We start from the raw sequence: 19015 nt of genomic DNA, 5'->3' as shown, positions 1-19015 counted from the left end.
GCCGGTCGGTTATTGCATGCGCAGTACGAATCCCACCCCGCGGACGGTGTGCAGCAGCCGGGGGCCGCCGTTCGCCTCCAGCTTGCGGCGCAGATATCCGATGAAGACGTCGACGACGTTGGTATCGGCGGCGAAGTCGTAACCCCACACCAGCTCGAGCAGCTGCGCGCGGGACAACACCGCCGTCTTGTGCTCGGCCAGCACCGCCAGTAGGTCGAACTCCCGCTTGGTCAGGTCGACGTCGACGCCGTTGACCCGGGCGCGCCGGCCGGGGATGTCGACTTCCAGCGGCCCGACCGTGATGGTTTCCGAGGAGGACGTGGCGGTGGCGCCGCGGCGGCGCAGCAGAGCTTTGACCCGTGCGACCAGCTCGGCCAGCACGAAGGGTTTGACCAGGTAGTCGTCGGCTCCGGCCTCCAGGCCCGCGACCCGATCGTCGACGGAGCTGCGGGCGGACAGCACGCAGACCGGGACGTCGTTGTCCATGGCGCGCAGCGCCGTGACGACGCTGACGCCGTCCAGCACGGGCATGTTGATGTCGAGCACGATCGCGTCCGGGCGCGTCTCGGTGGCGCTGCGCAAGGCCTCGGCGCCGTCGACCGCCGTCGACACCTCGAATCCGGACAGCCGCAGACCGCGTTCGAGCGACGCGAGCACATCTGAATCGTCGTCGACGACCAAGACGCGCGGTGAGCTAGCTCCAGTGTCCATGCCGCCCATTTTGCCTGATTGCCGGCTATGGCTGTGGGAGGCTACACCGCTGTCTTATCCGGCGGTTTCGCGCCGCGCGAGACATAAACCACGCACACGTGTGGCGGCGTGTCGTGTGCGTGGCTTATGTGTCGCGATATCCGCGGCGCCGCAGCGCCTCCCGAACTCTGTCGATAACGGCTGCGGATCGGTCTTCTGCGACCACCCGGACGACGATCCACCCGCAATCCTCCAATTCGTGAAGTCTACGAATATCCCGCACGTATTGGCGCCGGCTGGTCCGGTGCTGGTCTCCGTCGTACTCGACAGCCACTTTGAAGCGTTCCCAGCCCATATCGAGCACCGCCACCGTCCGGTAATGCATGACCACTGGTATCTGAGTTACGGGAGTCGGTAGCCCGGCCCGGACTATCAGCAACCGCAGCCAGGTCTCCTTCGGAGATGCCGCGCCCGCATCGACCATCGGTAGCGCCTTTCTCAGCCGCCGCAAACCGCGCGCGCCATGGTGTCGCTTGGCCAACAGCAGCACGTCTTCGGTGGAAAACGGCGCGGCGCGCATCAGTGCGTCGAGTCGCGCGACACCGTCTCCGAAGGGGATTTGCCGTGCCAAGTCGAATGCCGTCCGCGCGGGGCTAGTCACGGGGAGGCCTGCAACGTAAGTGATTTCGTTGTCCGCGAGACGCAGATTGCGAGTCAATATGCCCTCGGGGGCGTGTTGGTTGCGCCAGATCAACTCGACCGGCTCTTTGTCGTCGATCCAATCCGCGCCGTGCAGCGCCGCTGCCGCCAACCCAGCGAGGACGCCGCGTCGTCGCGACCACAACCACGCCGCCTCAGAGCGTGTGCGGAGCGAAGGTGTGGTGTGACGCGCCAGATAGATGTCCGGGTAAATCGCGCGAAAACCGGAAAGCAACTGATACCGGGTCAGTTTTCCTTGACGTAGGGCTTCGCTGCCCACGAAGGCGTCGTCCATGCCCATGAGACGCGATGCGCGGCCGAGCGGTTTGCGAGACATAAGCCACGCACACGTGTGGCGGCGTGTCTTGTGCGTGGTTTATGTGTCGCGGTCGTCGTCGGGCAATCCGATGTTGCGGTAGCGCCGCAACCGGGCGGTCAGCCGCTCGCCGGCGGGGAGCTCGCGCAGCGCCTGCACCTCGGCGGCGATCGCCCGCGACAATCGCTGCGCGAACTCGACCGGCTCGTCGGCGGCATCGGGATGCTCCAGCACGATCGCGTCAACAATTCCGGACTTCAGCAGATCGACCGATCGAATGCCTTGTGCCGCAGCGAGTTCGGCGGCGTGCTCGGTGTCGCGGAAGACGATCGCGCTGGCGCCCTCCGGCGGTAGCGGAGCCAGCCAGCCGTGCAGCGCGGCCAGTACCCGGTCGGCGGGCACCATCGCCAGCGCCGGCCCGCCGCTGCCCTGGCCCAGCAGCACCGACACCGTCGGGGTATCCAGCGTCACCAGCTCGGCCAGGCACTGCGCGATCTGCCCGGCCAGCCCGCCCTGTTCGGCTTCGGCCGACAGGGCCGGACCCGCGGTGTCGATCACCAGGACCAGCGGCAGACGCAGCTCGGCGGCCAGCGCCATGCCGCGCCGGGCCTCGCGCAGCGACGCGGGCCCTACCAAGCCGCCCGTCAGCCGCTGTTGGCCCAGCACCACCACGGGCTGGCCGGCGAATCGGGCCAACGCCAACAGCGTGGTCGCGGCCTCGCCCTGGCCGGTCCCGGACAGCAGCACCCGATCGGTGGCGCCGTGCCGCAGCAACAACCCGACCCCGGGCCGGTCGGGCCGTCGCGACGCCACCACCGAGTCCCACGCCGCGACGTCGGGCGTCGGTTCGGGTGGCGCAGGCGCGGGCAGCGGCTCGGGAGCGTCGGCGATGACGGTCATGGCGCGGTCCACCGTCCGGCGCAGCTCATCGAGCCGGACGACACCGTCGATCACGCCGTGTCGCTGCAGATTCTCCGCGGTCTGCACGCCCTCGGGGAAGGGTTCGCCGTAGAGCAACTGATAGACGCGTGGCCCGAGGAAGCCGATCAGCGCGCCCGGCTCGGCAACCGTCACATGACCCAGCGAACCCCACGACGCGAACACCCCGCCGGTGGTCGGATTGCGCAGATAGACCAGGTAGGGCAGGTGCGCCTGTTTGTGCAGCCGGACGGCCGCGGCGATCTTCACCATCTGCAGAAACGCGACCGTGCCTTCTTGCATGCGGGTGCCGCCGGAGCTGGGCGACGCCAGCAGCGGCAGGCCCTCGGCCGTCGCCCGCTGCACGGCGGCGGTGATCCGCTCGGCCGCGGCCACCCCGATCGACCCGCCCAGGAAGCCGAACTCGCAGACCACCACGGCGACTCGGCGCCCGAAGACGCGTCCCTCGCCGGTGAGCACCGATTCGTCCAGGCCCGTCGCTTCCCGCGCGCGGGCCAGCTCTTCGGCGTAGGAGGCGCTGACCGGCACCGCGAGCGGTTCGCTGTCCCAGCGGACGAAGGAATTTTCGTCCAGCACCGCATCGCGGAGTTGACCAGCCGTAATACGACTCACGTGACGAGGCTATATAGGGTGGCTGCCATGATCGGTGTTACCCAGGCTGAAGCCGTCATGACCATCGAGCTGCAGCGCCCCGAGCGCCGCAACGCCTTGAACTCCAAGCTGGTCGAGGAGCTGCGCGAGGCCGTGCTGAAGGCCGGCGACGGCTCCACCCGCGCGATCGTGCTGACGGGTCAGGGCACGGTGTTCTGCGCCGGCGCGGACCTCAGCGGTGACGCCTTCGCCGCCGACTACCCCGACCGGCTCATCGAGCTGCACAAGGTGCTCGACGCCACGCTGATCCCGGTGATCGGGGCGATCAACGGGCCGGCCATCGGCGCCGGCCTGCAGCTGGCCATGCAATGCGATCTGAGGGTCGTCGCGCCCGAAGCGTTCTTCCAGTTCCCGACCTCGAAATATGGCCTGGCCCTGGATAACTGGAGCATCCGGCGGCTGTCCTCGCTCGTCGGCCACGGCCGCGCCCGCGCGATGCTGCTCACCGCGGAGAAGCTGACCGCCGACGTGGCGCTGCAGACCGGGATGGCCAACCGCATCGGGACACTGGCCGACGCGCAGGCCTGGGCCGCCGAGATCGCCGGCCTGGCGCCGCTGGCGATTCAGCACGCCAAGCGCGTGCTCAACGACGACGGCGCCATCGAAGAGGCCGGGCCGGTGCACAAGGAACTCTTCGACAAGGCCTGGAGCAGCCAGGACGTCGTCGAAGCCCAGGTCGCCCGGATCGAGAAACGACCGCCGAAGTTCCAGGGGGCCTGACAAACATGCGGGGGACGCTACGGCTGGTCGCCGGCACGGCGTCGCTGGCGGCCGGCGGCTGGCTGGTGCGGGCGCTGCACGGCGCGCCCGACGCGCTCGGCGCGCACCCCGCCTCGATCGCGGCGGTGACGGCCGGGTCGCCGCACTACCGCGACGGCGTCTTCGTCAACCTCGAGCCGGCCTCCGATACCAAGATGGACCGCGAGCAACTGCGGCTCGTAGCGTGGGAGCTGATCGGGAACCGGGGCGGCAGCCGGCCGAAGGGGCCGATCCCGCTGGCGTCGCCGGGCATCCTCGAGACCGACCCGAGCCGCCTGGCCGTCAGCTGGTTCGGCCATTCCACGGCGCTGCTGGAGATCGACGGCTATCGAGTGCTCACCGATCCGGTGTGGAGCGACCGGTGCTCGCCGTCGGACGTCGTCGGCCCGCAGCGGCTGCACCCGCCGCCGATCCAACTCGAGGCGCTGCCCGCGGTCGATGCGGTGGTGATCAGCCATGACCATTACGACCACCTCGACATCGACACGGTGAGGGCGCTGGCCCGCACCCAGCGGGCCCCGTTCTTTGTGCCGCTCGGCATCGGGGCCCACCTGCGCATGTGGGGCGTCCCCGAGCACCGCATCGTCGAGCTCGACTGGCATCAGAGCGCCAAGGTCGACGAGTTGACGGTGGTGTGCGTACCGGCGCGGCACTTCTCGGGACGCTTCCTGGACCGCAATACGACGCTGTGGGCGTCGTGGGCGTTCGTCGGCCCGACGCATCGCGCGTATTTCGGCGGCGACACCGGCTACACCAAGAGCTTCGCGCAGATCGGCGCCGATTACGGGCCGTTCGACCTGACCCTGCTGCCCATCGGGGCCTACAACACGGCGTGGCCCGACGTGCACATGAACCCCGAGGAGGCGGTGCGGGCGCACCTGGACGTCACCGACGGCGGGCTGCTGATCCCGATCCATTGGGGCACTTTCCGGTTGGCCCCGCACCCGTGGGCGGAACCGGTTGAGCGCCTGCTGGCCGCCGCCGCGCCCGAGCGGGTGGACGTGGCGGTGCCGCTGCCCGGTCAACGCATCGATCCCGCGGTGCTGGAGAAATCCGACCCCTGGTGGCGGCTGTAGATTGACGCGGCGCGGATGGCACCGCGTTAGGGTTCGCGCATGACCACACGTGCGACCGCGGCCGCATTCGCCGCGACACTGCTCGGGTTGGCGGGCTGCGGCTCCGCGCAGCCGACAGCCGGTCCGCCGTCCACGCTGTCTGACGTTCCGCCCAACCAGGTCTCCGGCGTGTCGATACCCGCCGGCCGCATCGATGAGGCCGTCGCCAAGGTCGACGGTCTGGTCAACGACCTGATGAAAAGCAGCGGCATCCCGGGGATGGCGGTGGCCATTGTGCACGGCGGGAAGGTGTTGTACGCCAAAGGCTTCGGCATCAAGGACGTGAGCAAGGGGCAGGGTCAGGACAACAGGGTGGACGCCGACACCGTCTTCCAGTTGGCCTCGGTGTCCAAATCCGTTGGCGCGACGGTAATCGCGCACGAGGTCGGCGACAGCGTCATCGGCTGGGACACGCCCGTCGCGTCCAAGCTCCCGTGGTTCACGCTGAGCGATCCTTACGTCACTAGCCATGTGACCGTCGGCGACCTGTATTCGCATCGCTCCGGGCTGCCGGACCACGCCGGTGACAAGCTGGAAGACCTGGGTTACGACCGCCGGCAAACGCTCGAACGGCTCAAGTACCTGCCGTTGGATCCGTTCCGAATCAGCTACGCCTACACCAACTATGGGATTACCGCAGGCGCCGAGGCGGTGGCGGCGGCCGCGGGCAAGCCATGGGAGGACCTGTCCGACGAGGTGCTCTACCGCCCGCTGGGAATGACGTCGACCAGTTCGCGGTTCGCCGACTTCATCGTCCGGCCCAACCACGCGGTCAACCACATGAAGATCGACGACAAGTGGCAGGCCCGTTTTCAGCGTGACCCCGATCCCCAGTCGCCGGCGGGCGGCGTGAGTTCATCGGTGAACGACATGGCGCGCTGGCTGTTGATGTTGCTGGGTAACGGAACCTACAACGGCCGGCGGATCACGTCGCCGGAAGCCTTGCTGCCCGCCACCAGCCCGCAGACGGTGTCGTCGCCCGCCAAAACACCGCTGGCGCGCACCGGATTTTACGGATACGGCTTCAACTCCTCGGTGGATTCCTCGGGGCGCACCGAGTACAGCCATTCCGGCGCTTTCGATTTGGGTGCGGCGACCAATTTCGTGGTGCTGCCGTCAGAGGATTTGGGCATCATCGCGCTGACCAATGCAGCGCCCTACGGCATCCCGGAAACGCTGACCGCCGAATTCATGGATCTCGTCCAGTACGGTCAGATCCGCGAGGACTGGGGTCCCTTGTACAAGAAGGCGATCGGCTGGCTGAACAACCCGGTGGGCTCGCTGATCGGCAAGCAGCCTCCGGCCAACCCCGCCCCGGCCCGACCGCTCGGCGACTACGCCGGCAGCTACGCCGGCGACTACTGGGGACCGGCCGTGGTGACCGAACACGACGGCGCGTTGCAACTCGCGATGGGGCCGAAAAACCGGACGGCCACCCTCACGCACTGGGACGGCGACACCTTCACCTTCACGCTGGCCGACGAAAACGCGCCACCCGGAACGATTTCCAAGGCCGTCTTCGCGGGCAATACGCTGAACCTGGAGTATTACGACTCGAACAAGCTGGGAACCTTCACCCGATGACGCTCGCTCCCGCCGCCGGCCTGACCGACGCCGACGTCGCTCAGCGCGTGGCCGACGGCAAGAGCAACGCGGTACGGGATCGCGCCACGCGCAGCATCACCGCTATCGTCCGGGCCAACGTCTTCACCCGGATCAACGCGATCCTGGGGGTGCTGCTGCTGATCGTGCTCGCGACGGGTTCGGTGATCAACGGGATGTTCGGGCTGTTGATCATCGCCAACAGTGTCGTCGGCATGGTCCAGGAGATCCGGGCCAAGCAGACGCTGGACAAGCTCGCCATCGTGGGGCAAGCGAAACCGTTGGTGCGCAGGCAATCCGGAACCCGGGCGGTGCCGCCCGGCGAGGTGGTGCTCGACGACATCATCGAGCTGGGCCCCGGCGATCAGGTCGTCGTTGACGGCGAGATCCTCGAAGAGGCGAACCTGGAAGTCGACGAGTCGCTGCTGACCGGTGAGGCCGACCCGATCGCCAAGACCCTCGGCGACGCGGTGATGTCGGGCAGTTTCGTGGTCGCGGGCAGCGGCGCCTACTGCGCCACCAAGGTCGGGCCGGACGCCTACGCCACCAAGCTCGCCGAGGAGGCCAGCAAGTTCACCCTGGTGAAATCCGAACTGCGCAACGGTATTAACCGCATCCTGCAGTTCATCACCTACCTGTTGGTGCCCGCTGGCCTGCTCACCATCTACACCCAGCTGTTCACCACGCGCGCCGACTGGCGGCAGGCCGTGCTGCGGACGGTCGGGGCACTGGTGCCGATGGTCCCCGAAGGGCTGGTGCTGCTGACATCGGTCGCCTTCGCGGTCGGCGTGGTCCGGCTCGGTCAGCGCCGGTGCCTGGTGCAGGAGCTGCCCGCCATCGAGGGGCTCGCGCGCATCGACGTGGTCTGCGCGGACAAGACGGGCACCCTGACCGAAAGCGGCATGCGGGTAGCGACCGTGGACGAACTCGACCCGCCGGCGGAGGAGATCGCCGACGTGCTGGCCTCGTTGGCCGCCGCCGACCCGCGACCCAACGCGAGCATGCGGGCCATCGCCGAGACCTACCACGAACCGCCCGGCTGGACCGCCACGGCGACAGCGCCTTTCAAGTCGGCCAACAAATGGAGCGGCGTCTCCTTCGACGGCCACGGCAACTGGGTGATGGGGGCGCCGGACGTGTTGCTCGAGCCGGGGTCGGCGGCGGCCGAACAGGCCGAACGGATCGGGGCGCAGGGGTTGCGGGTGCTACTGGTCGGCGCCGGGGACGTCGCCGTCGACCACCCCGACGCGCCGGGCCGCGTCACCCCCGTCGCGCTGGTGGTCCTCGAACAGAAGGTGCGTCCGGACGCGCGCGAGACGCTGGAATACTTTGCCGAACAAGGCGTTTCGGTCAAGGTGCTGTCCGGTGACAACGCGGTCTCGGTCGGTGCCGTCGCGGGCAAGCTCGGGCTGCGCGGGGACACGATGGACGCGCGCCAATTACCCTCCGAGCCCGCGCAATTGGCCGACGCGCTGGACACCCACACCACCTTCGGGCGGGTGCGGCCGGACCAGAAACGCGCCATGGTCCACGCCCTGCAATCGCACGGGCACACCGTCGCGATGACCGGCGACGGCGTCAACGATGTGCTGGCCCTCAAGGACGCCGACATCGGTGTCGCGATGGGCGCCGGCAGCCCGGCGGCGCGCGCGGTCGCGCAGATCGTCCTGCTGGACAACAGGTTCGCCACGCTGCCCTATGTCGTCGGGGAGGGGCGCCGGGTGATCGGCAACATCGAACGCGTCGCCAACCTGTTCCTGACCAAGACGGTGTACTCGGTGCTGTTGGCGTTGCTGGTGGGCATCGAATGCCTGCTCTCCAAACCGCTGAAGGCCGATCCGCTGCTGTACCCGTTCCAGCCCATCCACGTCACCATCGCGGCCTGGTTCACCATCGGAATACCGTCGTTCATCCTGTCGCTGGCACCCAACAACGAACGTGCCCACTCGGGCTTCGTGCGCCGGGTCCTCACCTCGGCGCTGCCCTCCGGGCTGATCGTCGGCACCGCGACGTTCGCCTCCTACCTGCTGGCCTACCACGGTCGCCACGCCACCTTCGCCCAGCAGGATCAGGCGTCCGCCGCGGCCCTGATCACGTTGCTGATGACCGCGCTGTGGGTGCTGGCCGTGGTGGCCCGCCCCTACGAGTGGTGGCGGGTGGCGCTGGTAATCGCTTCGGGCCTGGCCTATGTCGTGATTTTCAGCCTGCCGCTGGCGCGCAAGGAGTTCCTGCTCGACCCGTCCAATGTCGCGGTGACGTCGACCGCGCTGGGCATCGGGGTGCTGGGTGCGGCCGTCCTCGAGGCCGCGTGGTGGATCCGCGCCAGAGTGCTCGGCGTGCAACCGCGGTTGTGGCGCTGAGCGCGCCGAACTCACCCGCAGTCCGCCCTCGCCGGCCAAGTACGATGCCGGGAAAAGGGAGGGCGCATGGGATTCCTGGACAAGGCGAAAGACCTGTTGTCGCAGAACGCCGACAAGGTCGAAATGGCGATAGACAAGGCCGGCGAGTTCGTCGACGACAAGACGCAGGGCAAGTACACCGACACCATCCACCAGGTGCAGGAGCAGGCCAGGAAGGCCACCGGCGCCGCGGACACCGGCGACCAGCAGTAGCAATGGCGAAGCTTTCCGGATCCATCGATGTCCCGCTGCCACCCGAGGTGGCCTGGCAGCACGCCTCCGACCTGTCCCGATACAAGGACTGGCTGACCATCCACCGGGTGTGGCGCAGCACCCTGCCCGACGAGATCGAAAAGGGCACGATCGTCGAGTCGATCGTCGAGGTCAAGGGCATGTACAGCCGGATCAAATGGACGGTGGTGCGCTACAAGCCTCCCGAGGGAATGACGCTCAACGGCGACGGCGTCGGCGGGGTCAAGGTCAAGCTGATGGCCAAGATCCAGCCCAAGGATGACGGCTCCATCGTCAGCTTCGACGTGCACCTGGGCGGCCCGGCGCTGTTCGGCCCCATCGGCATGATCGTCGCCGCCGCCCTGCGCGGCGACATCGACCAATCGCTGGAGAACTTCGTCACGGTGTTCACCCGCGCCGACCCGAGCACGAACGGAGATAGTGGGTCTCATCGCTGATCGCCGGCGCCGATGAGTTTTGGGCTGGGCGGCAGTCGATAGTGTGAAGCCCTTTCCCTCGGGGCCAGAACACCACCAGGAGGTCACCGTGCCCATCCGTGACATCGCCCCGCTGGGCGCCCCATGCTGGATCGATCTGACGACGTCCGACGTCGCCCGCGCGCAGCAGTTCTACGGCACGGTCTTCGGCTGGACCTTCGAGTCCGCCGGATCCGAGTACGGCGGCTACGTGAACGCCGCCAAGGACGGCCACCCGGTGGCCGGCATGATGGCCAACCGGCCCGAAGCCGGGTCGCCCGACCACTGGGCCACCTACTTCCACACCGCCGACATCGACACCACCGTCGCCGCGGTAACCGGCGCCGGTGGTGCGGTGTGCATGGCGATGCGGGTGCCCGCCAAGGGCCACATGGCCGTCGCGACCGACCCCGCCGGCGCGGTCTTCGGGCTGTGGCAGCCGCTGGAACATCGTGGCTTCGAGCTCATCGGGGCCGCGGGTGCCCCGGTGTGGCACCAGCTGACCACACGCGGCTACGGCGCGGCCCTCGACTTCTACCGCGACGTCCTGGGATGGCAGACCGAGACTGAGTCCGACACCGACGAATTCCGCTACAGCACGGCACGATTCGGTGACGAGCAATTGCTCGGCGTGATGGACGGCGCCGCACTCCTGCCGCAGGACATCCCGTCGAACTGGGTGATCTTCTTCGGCGCCGAGGACGTGGACAAGACGCTGCGGGTGATCGCCGACAACGGCGGCATGGTGGTGCGCGGCGCCGAGGACACCCCGTACGGGCGGCTGGCCGCCGCGAGCGATCCCCTGGGTGCGGTCTTCAACCTGTCCTCGCTGCAGACCTAGCGCGTCCGCCGACGGGCCGGTGGCGGGGCACGATAACCTCGCTACCATGACTCGCCGACTGCGCCCCGGTTGGCTGGTGGCGTTTTTCGCCGTCGTGCTGTCGGCCAGCGCATGGCTGCCGTGGCTGCGGACGACCGTCAACGGCGGGGGCTGGGCCAACGCCATCGGCGGCGCTCACGGCAACCTGGAATTGCCCCGGGGGTTCGGTGCGGGCCAGCTCATCGTGCTGTTGGCCTCGACGCTGCTGGTGGTCGGCGCGATGATGGGCCGTGGGCTGTCGGTGAAGCTCGCTTCGGTTGCCGCGCTGCTGATTTCGCTGCTGATCGTGGCGCTGACGGTGTGGTACTACAAGCTCAACGTCAACCCTCCGGTGTCGGCCGAATACGGGCTGTACGTCGGCGCCGGCGCCGCGGTCTGCGCGGTGGCGTGCTCGCTGGTGGCCGTCATCGCCGCGGTGGCTTCCGGGCGGTCCGGCCGCTGAACGGTTAGGACGACGGGAATTCGTGCGTTCCCGATGCGGCGCTGTTGTCGGGTTCGTTGACACCGAATACGAAGGGCGCGAACACTATTTCACGTCCATCCGGGTCGCGGAAGGTGACCGCGCCGGTGGCCTCCCAGTAGGGGTGCTGTTCGACGGACTCGACGCCCGCCGCCCGCAGCCGCGCGAGGGCCGCTTGTTGTGCCTGTTGGTCGGGAAAGTACAGACACAGCTGTTCGTGCTGGCCCACCGCGACGGGGTCGACGGCCTCCACGATTTCCATGGTGAGGTTCCAGCTGGGCAACCCGAAGATCGCGCCGTTGCTTCCGTAGCTGTCCCCGAACGTCTCGTAGAGTGGCAGCCCCACGAGATCGCGATAAAACTGCACTGTTTCAGCGAAATGCGCGGAGCGGCGCGCGAAACGGATGGCACCGATGGGTGCCAGCTGCAGCGGCCAGTGCGTCGTGTGGTGGTGCTTCCCGGCGCTCATCACAGCCCGACCGCGGCGGCGGCCGAGTCGGCGGTGTCCCAGCGCCGCAGTTGGGCGCCGGGTGCCCACGTCGAGTGGGTTCCGCTGGAAATACGTTCGGGCAGTTGAAGTTTGCACACCGGACCGTCGCCGATCCGGGCGGCTTCGAACACCAGGCAGTAGGAGGCGTCGGCGTTCATATCGGTGGTGAGGGTGACCAGGTAGCCGTCGTCCTCACCGGTGGCACCCACGCGTGGAGCCATCGCGGTCTCGCTGCCGTAGACGCCGTCACCGAACGAGAACCCCTCCTCGCTCCCGGTGCGCAGGTCGTGTTTGACCAGGCCGTCGAACAGAAACCAGCCGGGCTTGCCGGTGGCGGCATAGGTATAGCGGTAGGCGCCGCCGGCGTGCTCGGGGTTGATGGTGCCGAACTCGGTGATGGACTCCGAGAGCCGCTCTTCTCGCACCGCGCCGGTGACCAGGTTGAAGCGCCAGCGGTGCAGCCGGGCCTGCAGGCGATCCAGGGCCAGGAAACGAAACAGCTTCTCCCACTTCGTTCCACCGGTATCGAGCGGGGACGGATCGCCTTCGAAGAACCCGTCGAGCACGATCTCGTCGCCATCCTCGTAGGCGTTGGTGAAGTGCAGCACGAACGTGGGTTCGGCCTCGAACCAGCGAATGTCCGCGGTGCCGCCGCGGCGGGGGATCACCGCGAAGCGCGACGGGAGGTCGGGATAGAAGCGTGGCAGGTGCACGTCGTGTTCGAGCAGTTGGGGATCCCAGAACAGCGGGAAATCGTTGAGGATGGCGTAGTTTTCGGTGAATGCCATGTCGTGGGGGAGACGCGGCCCGGGCAGCGGGATGTCGACGTAGTGCGCGAGCTCGCTGCGCTCGTCGACCACGCCATAGTGCATGTACGGCTCTTGCTTGCTGTAGTTGAAGAACAACAGTTCACCGGTTCTGTTGTCTACCTTGGGATGTGCGGACACGCCCCATTCGGCCGGGAATCCGCCGTTCCAGGATTCCTTGCCCAGCGTGCCGGCCGAGTACGGGTCGATCCGGTACAGGTCGCCGCACTGATAGAAGCTGGTCAGTGCGACACCGCGGTGGACGATGACGTCCGTGCTCGACGCGTCCTTCATCTTCGTGCGTGCGCCCCAGCCCTGCTCGCGCCGAGCCAGCTGCACGGGCTCGGCCAGACCCGGCCACAGCGGCTCGCCCGCCTCGTTCTCGGCAAGGAAGCCGGCGGTGCGGATAAACCGGTTGCGGTAGAAGGCCTTTCCGTCGCGGAAGCCGACCACGTGCACCATGCCGTCGCCGTCGAACGGGTGATAGGTCTTCAACGCCGGGTGCAGCGGGTTCTCGGTGTTGCGCAGGTAGACGCCGTCCAGGTCGCGGGGAATCCCACCCTCGACGGCGATCAGGTCGTCGGCGTCCCACTCGGTGGTCTGGGGACGCCACGGTCCGGTGCGGTAGGGGTGGTCGTCATCTTCGGGCAAGGTGGACAGGAATTTGCCGACAATCTCAACATCCATGGTCACACGCCTTCGGTGCCGCTGACGACGAAACTCACTGTGGTGGCGGTGCTCCCGCCGAAATTCAGGGTGCCGAAGGTCTGGGCTCCTTCGACCTGATACTCGCCTGCGGCGTCGCTGACCTGCTTGGCCGCGTCGAGCAGCATCCGCACGCCGGACGCTCCGACCGGATGTCCGCCACCGATCAGTCCGCCGCTGGGGTTGATCGGCAGCCGGCCGCCGATCTCGATCTCACCGTTCTCGATGGCCTTCCACGATTCGCCCGGGCCGGCCAGCCCGATGTGGTCGATCGCCAGGTACTCGCTGGGGGTGAAACAGTCATGGACTTCGAATCCGTCGACGTCGTCGAGGCCGCGCTGCGCGCGACGCAGCGCGTCGAGCACCGCGGCCCGCACGTGGGGCAGGACATAGGGGTCGCCGTCGGCGCGGTCCAATTTCTGCTGCAGGCCCAGCCCGACGGTGGTATGACCCCAGCCGTCGATGCGCCCGATCGGGCGCGCATCGGGGTGCTCGCGCAGATAGGCGTCGTTGACAAGCACCAATCCCGCACCGCCGTCGGTCATTTGGCTGCAGTCGAATCTGCGTAACCGGCCTTCGGTGATCGGGTTGGTCGCGTCGTCGTCGGTGATCGGATCGGGGACGCTCCATTCGCGGGTCTGGGCGTTGGGGTTGCGCCGCGCGTTGGCGAAGTTCAGCCGGGCGATGGCGCGCAGGTGCGCGTCGTCCAGGCCATACCGCCGGTCGTATTCCTCGGCCACTTGGGTGAACATGGACGGCCACAGGTAGCGCGCGTCGGCCCCCTCGTGACCGGTCCACGCGGCGGCGCCCAGATGCTGCGCGGCGGTGTCGCCGGGGACGGTCTTCTCCAGCTCGACGCCCACCACCAGCGCGCTGTCGTACGCGCCCGAGCGCAGGTCCGCCATCGCCGACAGCGCCGCCACGCTGCCGGACGCGCACGCCGCTTCGTGCCGCGAGGCCGGGGTATCCCAGAGGCCGTCGCATACCGTGGCCGGCATCGCCCCGAGGTGACCCTGCCGCGCGAACATCTCGCCGAAGGCGTTGCCGACGTGCACCACCCCGATGTCTCCCGCATCGATCCTGGCGGCGATCAGTGTGGCGTCGACGACCTCGGCCGTCAGCGCGGCGAAGTCGCGGCCCTCTCTGGTCAGGTTGCGAGCGAAATCGCTTTGGTAACCGCCGAGAATCCATACGCCGGGCGACCGATCCATACGCCGACGGTACTCCCGCACCGCGGGGTTGTTGAGGCCTATTGGCGACCGGAGTGCGACCGGCGTAGGTCGGCGAAAGGGCCCAAAAAGGGCGGCCCCGTCGGCTCTCGGGCTGAACCGACGGGACCTAGACGGGCGCGAAGGCCGGCCGACGCACTCGCCTCTGTTGGATCATTGCCACCGATGACGGTCGACAAACATGCTGACCCAATCTGTTTGAGTGTGACATGTCTTTCGCGTTGCGCGGGGCGAATGACGAATCTCGTTTTGCGTGTGTGCAACAGAGTGCTCGACGGTGCCCTCGCGCGCAAGGCTGAGCTGCGGCAATGTGGTGCGCCCGTACCGAATGGGGATCGGCGGGTCGCGCCGCTCTTCGGCGGCGGTCCGGCGGCCCCCAGCAAAGTCGATGTCGCTTCCGCCGGCACCCCGCAGCCCCCGCGCCGCTGCCGCGGGATCGGGTGAAGCGGTGCCCGCGTCGTAGCGACAAGCCGGCTTCAGGCGTACGGGCACCAGGCCCCGGTGGGACGGTTCCGGAGTCCATCCTGGCACCGTGCCGGGAGCCGGGTGGTCCAGTGTGGCCGCGGCTGCGGCAAAGCTGACAACGCTTTCCAGCTGCCCATATGAGCGGTGAGCTAATCACCCCGAGGGTGCGCTGACGGCGGGGATCGCTGCGTTGCGACACGGTCACGGATGGATACCTATCAGCTCATCACTGGTCACATCCGCCCCGTAAATCACTATCGTCACATGGGCCAGCTAGAGGACGTCAACGCGGTGTCCTACCCCTCGAAAGGTGCTACATGTCGGCGTTCCTGCGAAGTGTGTCGCTATCGATGGCGTCGGCGGCCGCTATCGGATTCGTCCTCGTGATCGGGCCCGCGCCAATTGCAAACGCCACACCGTGCGGGGCGCCCGAAGCGAACGTCGATCCTCCCGCCGCGCCGCCGGCCATGCCCGCACCTCAGCCGGTCGTCCAGCCGCCAACCGGGCGCAGACCCTCGCACACGAATGACCAGGCGCCGCTACCGCGGCTGGGTCCGCTGATCTCGTCATTGCTCAAGCCGGCCGCGCCGGGCCGGCAGTACTCCGCACCGGTGCACCCGCGAGCCGAGGGGCCCGACCCGTCCGCGCCGATGTACCCGCAAGCCGAGGTGTTGCCGCCCGGGCCCAATCCTCCCGCGCCCGGCGTCCCGGTGCCGCCGAACGCCAACCAGCTGCGCCCGAACGCCGCGCCGATGCCGCGGCCACAACCACAGCCGCAACCCGAGCCGGGACCGCCGCCCCCTTCGATAGCGGGGGCTCCGACATCGCTCGTCGACTGGGTGACCGGACCGAACGGCCCCAACAAGACCCTGCAACGTTTCAGCATCTCCGGCACCGACCTCGGGATCGCCTGGGACAACGGCGATCCCGGTAATCGCCAGGTACTGATGGCCTTCGGGGACACCTTCGGCTATTGCAAGGTGCACGGCCAGCAATGGCGCTACAACACCCTGTTCCGCAGCAACGACCACGATCTGTCCAAGGGGATTCACATCGCCGACGGTGTGCCGAACGACAGATATTCTGGCTCGCCGGTGTGGGCGCCCGGACTTTCCAAGCAGGTCGTCAACACCATCCACAAGGCGGCGCACGAGACGGGCATCATCCCGACCGCGGCGATGTCCATGGGCAGAACCCAGTACATGAGCTACATGTCCATCCGCCAGTGGGGCCGTGACGGCGAATGGTCGACGAACTACTCGGCGATCGCCCGGTCCAACGACAATGGCCAGAACTGGGGGATCTTCCCGACCACCATTCGCACTGCCTCACCGGATGCCATTCCGGGAGCCGGGTTTACGCCGGGGAATGAAAACTTCCAGATGGGCGCGTTCATGAAGGGGAACGACGGCTACCTCTACCAGTTCGGCACCCCGTCGGGACGCGGCGGCGCGGCATTCCTCTCGCGCGTCCCACCGAATCAACTGCCCGACCTGACCAAGTACCAGTACTGGAACGGCGACAACGGCGGCCACTGGGTGGCGAACAATCCCGGCGCGGCGACACCGATTTTCCCGGGGCCGGTCGGCGAAATGTCGGCTCAGTACAACAGTTATCTCAAGCAATACCTGGTGCTCTACACCGACGGCGGCAGCAACGACGTCGTGGCCAGGACCGCACCGACGCCGCAAGGGCCATGGAGTCCCGAGCAACCGCTGGTGTCCTCTTTCCAGATGCCCGGCGGTATCTATGCGCCGATGATCCACCCCTGGTCGTCCGGACGAGACCTGTACTTCAACCTGTCGTTGTGGTCGGCATACGACGTGATGCTGATGCACACCGTGCTGCCGTAGAGCCGTTGCCGTCGAACAACGATGGCCCAGTGAGAGGAGGGCGACGATGATCGCCTTGAAGTATCACGACGATTGTTGCGGCCTCGCGGACCCGCTCACTCCTCTCGCGGCGGCGGCCTTGCCCGACGATGTGCCGGTGTCGTCGGCACGAGAGCTATCCTCGCGGGAGGACGTGGAAGGTGCGGACGCCCACACGGTGTTCGACGGCCACCGGCCGGACTTCTGGACCGCGGGCAGGCCGGGGCTCCGAGACATCGAGGTATGCATCGAAGGCACCCGTGCCGACGGCGCGATCAGCCTGGGCCTCGTGGTCAACGGCCTCGATTGCAGTGGTGTTCCGATCGACCAGGCACTTTCGCTAGCAGACGCCCGGGGGGATGCGGGCGTCTGCGGCGTTAGCTGCCGGGGAGGCGGGCACCTCAAAGCGAGTTAGCCAGCGCCTGAGGGTTTTTCGCGCGGCCGTCGTCGCCGGTCTGCGTCAGGGGGTATCGGCTACGGCCGCGGCGGAAACCACCGCTTGCCGTCCGTTGTCCATCCGCAGGGCAGCCAGTTCCAGTGCGCCGGTGGGTTCGGGTCGAAACTCAGGCACTTCGGTGCGTAGAACGAGGGGGCGGGAGGAGGAGGCGGCTGCCGGTTCTCGGCGCGGGCGACAGCCCCGCTGAGCATCACGGCCCCAACGGCCATCAGTGTCGCGACCAGCTTCCGCATCGCAGGCTCGATTCATGCCCTACGGAGCGACGGGCGCTACGTTTCTTCCCTCACATGCACGGTATAGATGCTAGTCCTCTGCTCCGCACTTTTGTGGGATCTGAATCGTTCTCTCCGACGAAGGCCGTCCAGGGCTCGCCGCCGTCGCCCATCCGCTCCGCGACGTCGAACGCCTGGCGGAAGCAGTCACTGGCATCGACGTCATTGCACTCTTGTCGGGCCAAGATTCCGAACTGTCGAAACAAGTCCGACATATCAACCTGTCCGGTACCGATCAATTGGACATCCGCAGCCGTTACCGTCTGGCCGGTTGCAAAGTACCGCTCCCGCATAACACCTCGGTGAACCACGCAGCGCCGAGTTCACCGACCGTCTCGACCAGCCTTGGCGTGGCCGCCGGGGGCCGCGGCATGGAATCGTCTGGCAAGGTCCACGAAGGGCTCTGAGCCGTCATCGGCTTGAATTCGTCGGTGAAACAGTACCGGGGCTCGGCCATGGCTGGAGATCGGCGACGGATGAGGTGGCAGGGATCAACTTCTGTAGCGCCGCGCTTCGTTTCATCAGCCTCTCGGGGCGTTGTGGTGAGGCCCGCAGCTGCTGCGGATTGAACGAGGTCTGTGCCCGCTTCAAATGCCAAGCTAACCAGGCCATTTCGGGAATGATGAGGAGGCACGGAAACGCTACATCGCCTCGGGCTGTTCGGAGTCACCGATGAGGTGTTCGAGATAGTCCAGGTCGCGGCGCAGCAAGTCCAGCGCCGCGCGGGGCCCGCTCGCGGCCGGCGCTCGTTCGCCTGACTGCGCCAGACCCGCAACGACGAGATCGGCGATGTCGGCAGCGACGATCTCGGCGCTTGACGCGTCCTCCTCGTGAAACCACCATGCGACCCAGTTGCACATGCCGATGATCTGCAACGCCGCCAACCGCGGCTCCACATAGCGAAAGTGGCGAGTGTCGACGCCGTCACGGATCACGCCGATGAGAGTGTGCAGCATTGTGCGCTTGGTTGTTTCGTGGATCGTGGCCAGGTCGGTCGGAAGAGCCGCTTCGGAGCGCGCAAGCAAGACGAACCGCGACGGTTGCAGTGCTCGGTTGAGCGCCATGATCTCGGCGATCCGCGAGAGCTTTGCGACCGGGTCCAGGGTGGCATCTTCTGCGACTTCGCAGATCTGCGCGGTATTGCCTGCAGTGATCTCGGCGATGAGTCGAGCCAGCAGATCGTCCTTGCTCTTGACGTAGTAGTAGAGCGCAGGTCTGGTGATACCCATTGCGTCGGCGATGTCCTGCAAGCTGGTTCCGGCAAAACCGCGCTGTGCGAACAATTCGGTTGCAGTGGCATACATTCGGTTCTCAACGAGATCCCTACGCAGACTCGATGAATTCTCTTCTGAGCGTTGCCGCTTGAGACGCGCCGGCCTAGCGCCGTCGGAGGGTCCCACCGTCTCCCCGATCTCCTCGCGCTGGATCTACCGAATGCGGAACCCAGCAGGTTCATCAGCAGCTTACGCGTATGATTAATTCCTGACCAGCTCGTTGACCACG

General features: G+C 67.3%; 17 protein-coding genes. 10 read left to right on the top strand and 7 right to left on the bottom strand.

All coding sequences use genetic code 11. The annotated features are described in order from the left end of the window. Positions 1-9: 9 nt before the first annotated feature. The 3 genes from prrA to B8W69_RS11935 form a co-directional block, all read right to left on the bottom strand. On the bottom strand, positions 10-720 hold the full coding sequence (gene prrA, locus B8W69_RS11945; protein WP_007777113.1) for a two-component system response regulator PrrA: 711 nt from the start codon (positions 718-720) through the stop codon (positions 10-12). A gap of 115 nt (positions 721-835) precedes the next feature. Beyond that, positions 836-1684 carry an endonuclease domain-containing protein gene (locus tag B8W69_RS11940; protein ID WP_085290058.1) on the bottom strand — a complete coding sequence of 283 codons (849 nt, stop codon included), beginning with the start codon at positions 1682-1684 and terminating at the stop codon, positions 836-838. An 81-nt stretch (positions 1685-1765) separates the two neighbouring features. Next, entirely contained in the window at positions 1766-3256 is a 1491-nt protein-coding gene (locus tag B8W69_RS11935) for a carboxyl transferase domain-containing protein (RefSeq protein ID WP_085290018.1), read from the bottom strand. Between the two features lie 27 nt (positions 3257-3283). On the opposite strand from B8W69_RS11935, the gene B8W69_RS11930 reads away from it, so the two are divergent. The 8 genes from B8W69_RS11930 (at position 3284) to B8W69_RS11895 (ending at position 11199) form a co-directional block, all read left to right on the top strand. Next, complete coding sequence (locus tag B8W69_RS11930) at positions 3284-4015, top strand: enoyl-CoA hydratase (RefSeq protein ID WP_085290017.1); 732 nt, start codon at positions 3284-3286, stop codon at positions 4013-4015. Positions 4016-4020: 5 nt separating this feature from the next. Then, positions 4021-5130 (top strand): MBL fold metallo-hydrolase, encoded by a 1110-nt coding sequence (locus tag B8W69_RS11925; protein WP_085290016.1) that lies wholly within the window; start codon positions 4021-4023, stop codon positions 5128-5130. 39 nt (positions 5131-5169) lie between these two features. After that, complete coding sequence (locus B8W69_RS11920; RefSeq protein ID WP_085290015.1) at positions 5170-6753, top strand: serine hydrolase; 1584 nt, start codon at positions 5170-5172, stop codon at positions 6751-6753. Then, entirely contained in the window at positions 6750-9131 is a 2382-nt protein-coding gene (locus B8W69_RS11915; protein ID WP_085290014.1) for a cation-translocating P-type ATPase, read from the top strand. The genes B8W69_RS11920 and B8W69_RS11915 overlap by 4 nt, the downstream gene beginning before the upstream one ends. Positions 9132-9197: 66 nt before the next feature. Beyond that, entirely contained in the window at positions 9198-9383 is a 186-nt protein-coding gene (locus tag B8W69_RS11910; protein ID WP_085290013.1) for an antitoxin, read from the top strand. Between the two features lie 2 nt (positions 9384-9385). Further along, a complete protein-coding gene (locus tag B8W69_RS11905; RefSeq protein ID WP_085290012.1) occupies positions 9386-9859 on the top strand; it encodes a type II toxin-antitoxin system Rv0910 family toxin in 474 nt (157 codons plus the stop codon). An 88-nt stretch (positions 9860-9947) separates the two neighbouring features. Then, positions 9948-10718 (top strand): VOC family protein, encoded by a 771-nt coding sequence (locus B8W69_RS11900; protein ID WP_085290057.1) that lies wholly within the window; start codon positions 9948-9950, stop codon positions 10716-10718. A 46-nt stretch (positions 10719-10764) separates the two neighbouring features. Continuing rightward, positions 10765-11199 carry a hypothetical protein gene (locus tag B8W69_RS11895; RefSeq protein ID WP_085290011.1) on the top strand — a complete coding sequence of 145 codons (435 nt, stop codon included), beginning with the start codon at positions 10765-10767 and terminating at the stop codon, positions 11197-11199. A 4-nt stretch (positions 11200-11203) separates the two neighbouring features. Here the strand turns inward: B8W69_RS11895 and B8W69_RS11890 are convergent, their stop codons facing one another. From B8W69_RS11890 to B8W69_RS11880, 3 genes are read right to left on the bottom strand one after another with little or no spacing between them, the layout of a single operon-like run. Then, complete coding sequence (locus tag B8W69_RS11890) at positions 11204-11686, bottom strand: VOC family protein (protein WP_085290010.1); 483 nt, start codon at positions 11684-11686, stop codon at positions 11204-11206. After that, entirely contained in the window at positions 11686-13200 is a 1515-nt protein-coding gene (locus B8W69_RS11885) for a carotenoid oxygenase family protein (RefSeq protein WP_085290009.1), read from the bottom strand. The genes B8W69_RS11890 and B8W69_RS11885 overlap by 1 nt, the downstream gene beginning before the upstream one ends. 2 nt (positions 13201-13202) lie before the next feature. Then, positions 13203-14429: an acetyl-CoA acetyltransferase gene (locus B8W69_RS11880; protein ID WP_085290008.1), complete on the bottom strand. Its 1227-nt coding sequence runs from the start codon at positions 14427-14429 to the stop codon at positions 13203-13205. An 800-nt stretch (positions 14430-15229) separates the two neighbouring features. Here B8W69_RS11880 and B8W69_RS11875 point away from each other — a divergent pair. Together B8W69_RS11875 and B8W69_RS11870 are read left to right on the top strand one after the other, a co-directional pair. Next, positions 15230-16765, top strand: coding sequence for a glycoside hydrolase family 183 protein (locus B8W69_RS11875; protein WP_085290007.1), 1536 nt, complete (start codon positions 15230-15232; stop codon positions 16763-16765). A gap of 46 nt (positions 16766-16811) precedes the next feature. After that, positions 16812-17198 carry a hypothetical protein gene (locus tag B8W69_RS11870; protein WP_085290006.1) on the top strand — a complete coding sequence of 129 codons (387 nt, stop codon included), beginning with the start codon at positions 16812-16814 and terminating at the stop codon, positions 17196-17198. 955 nt (positions 17199-18153) lie between these two features. On the opposite strand, the gene B8W69_RS11855 is transcribed toward B8W69_RS11870, so the two are convergent. Then, entirely contained in the window at positions 18154-18816 is a 663-nt protein-coding gene (locus tag B8W69_RS11855) for a TetR/AcrR family transcriptional regulator (RefSeq protein ID WP_245843222.1), read from the bottom strand. Positions 18817-19015: the final 199 nt, after the last annotated feature.

The sequence above is a fragment of the Mycolicibacterium vulneris genome, assembly GCF_002104765.1.
In the GTDB taxonomy this organism is placed as follows: Bacteria; Actinomycetota; Actinomycetes; order Mycobacteriales; family Mycobacteriaceae; genus Mycobacterium; species Mycobacterium vulneris.
The sequence above is the reverse complement of the archived record's forward strand: the minus strand, read 5'-3'. Positions and strand labels throughout refer to the sequence as shown.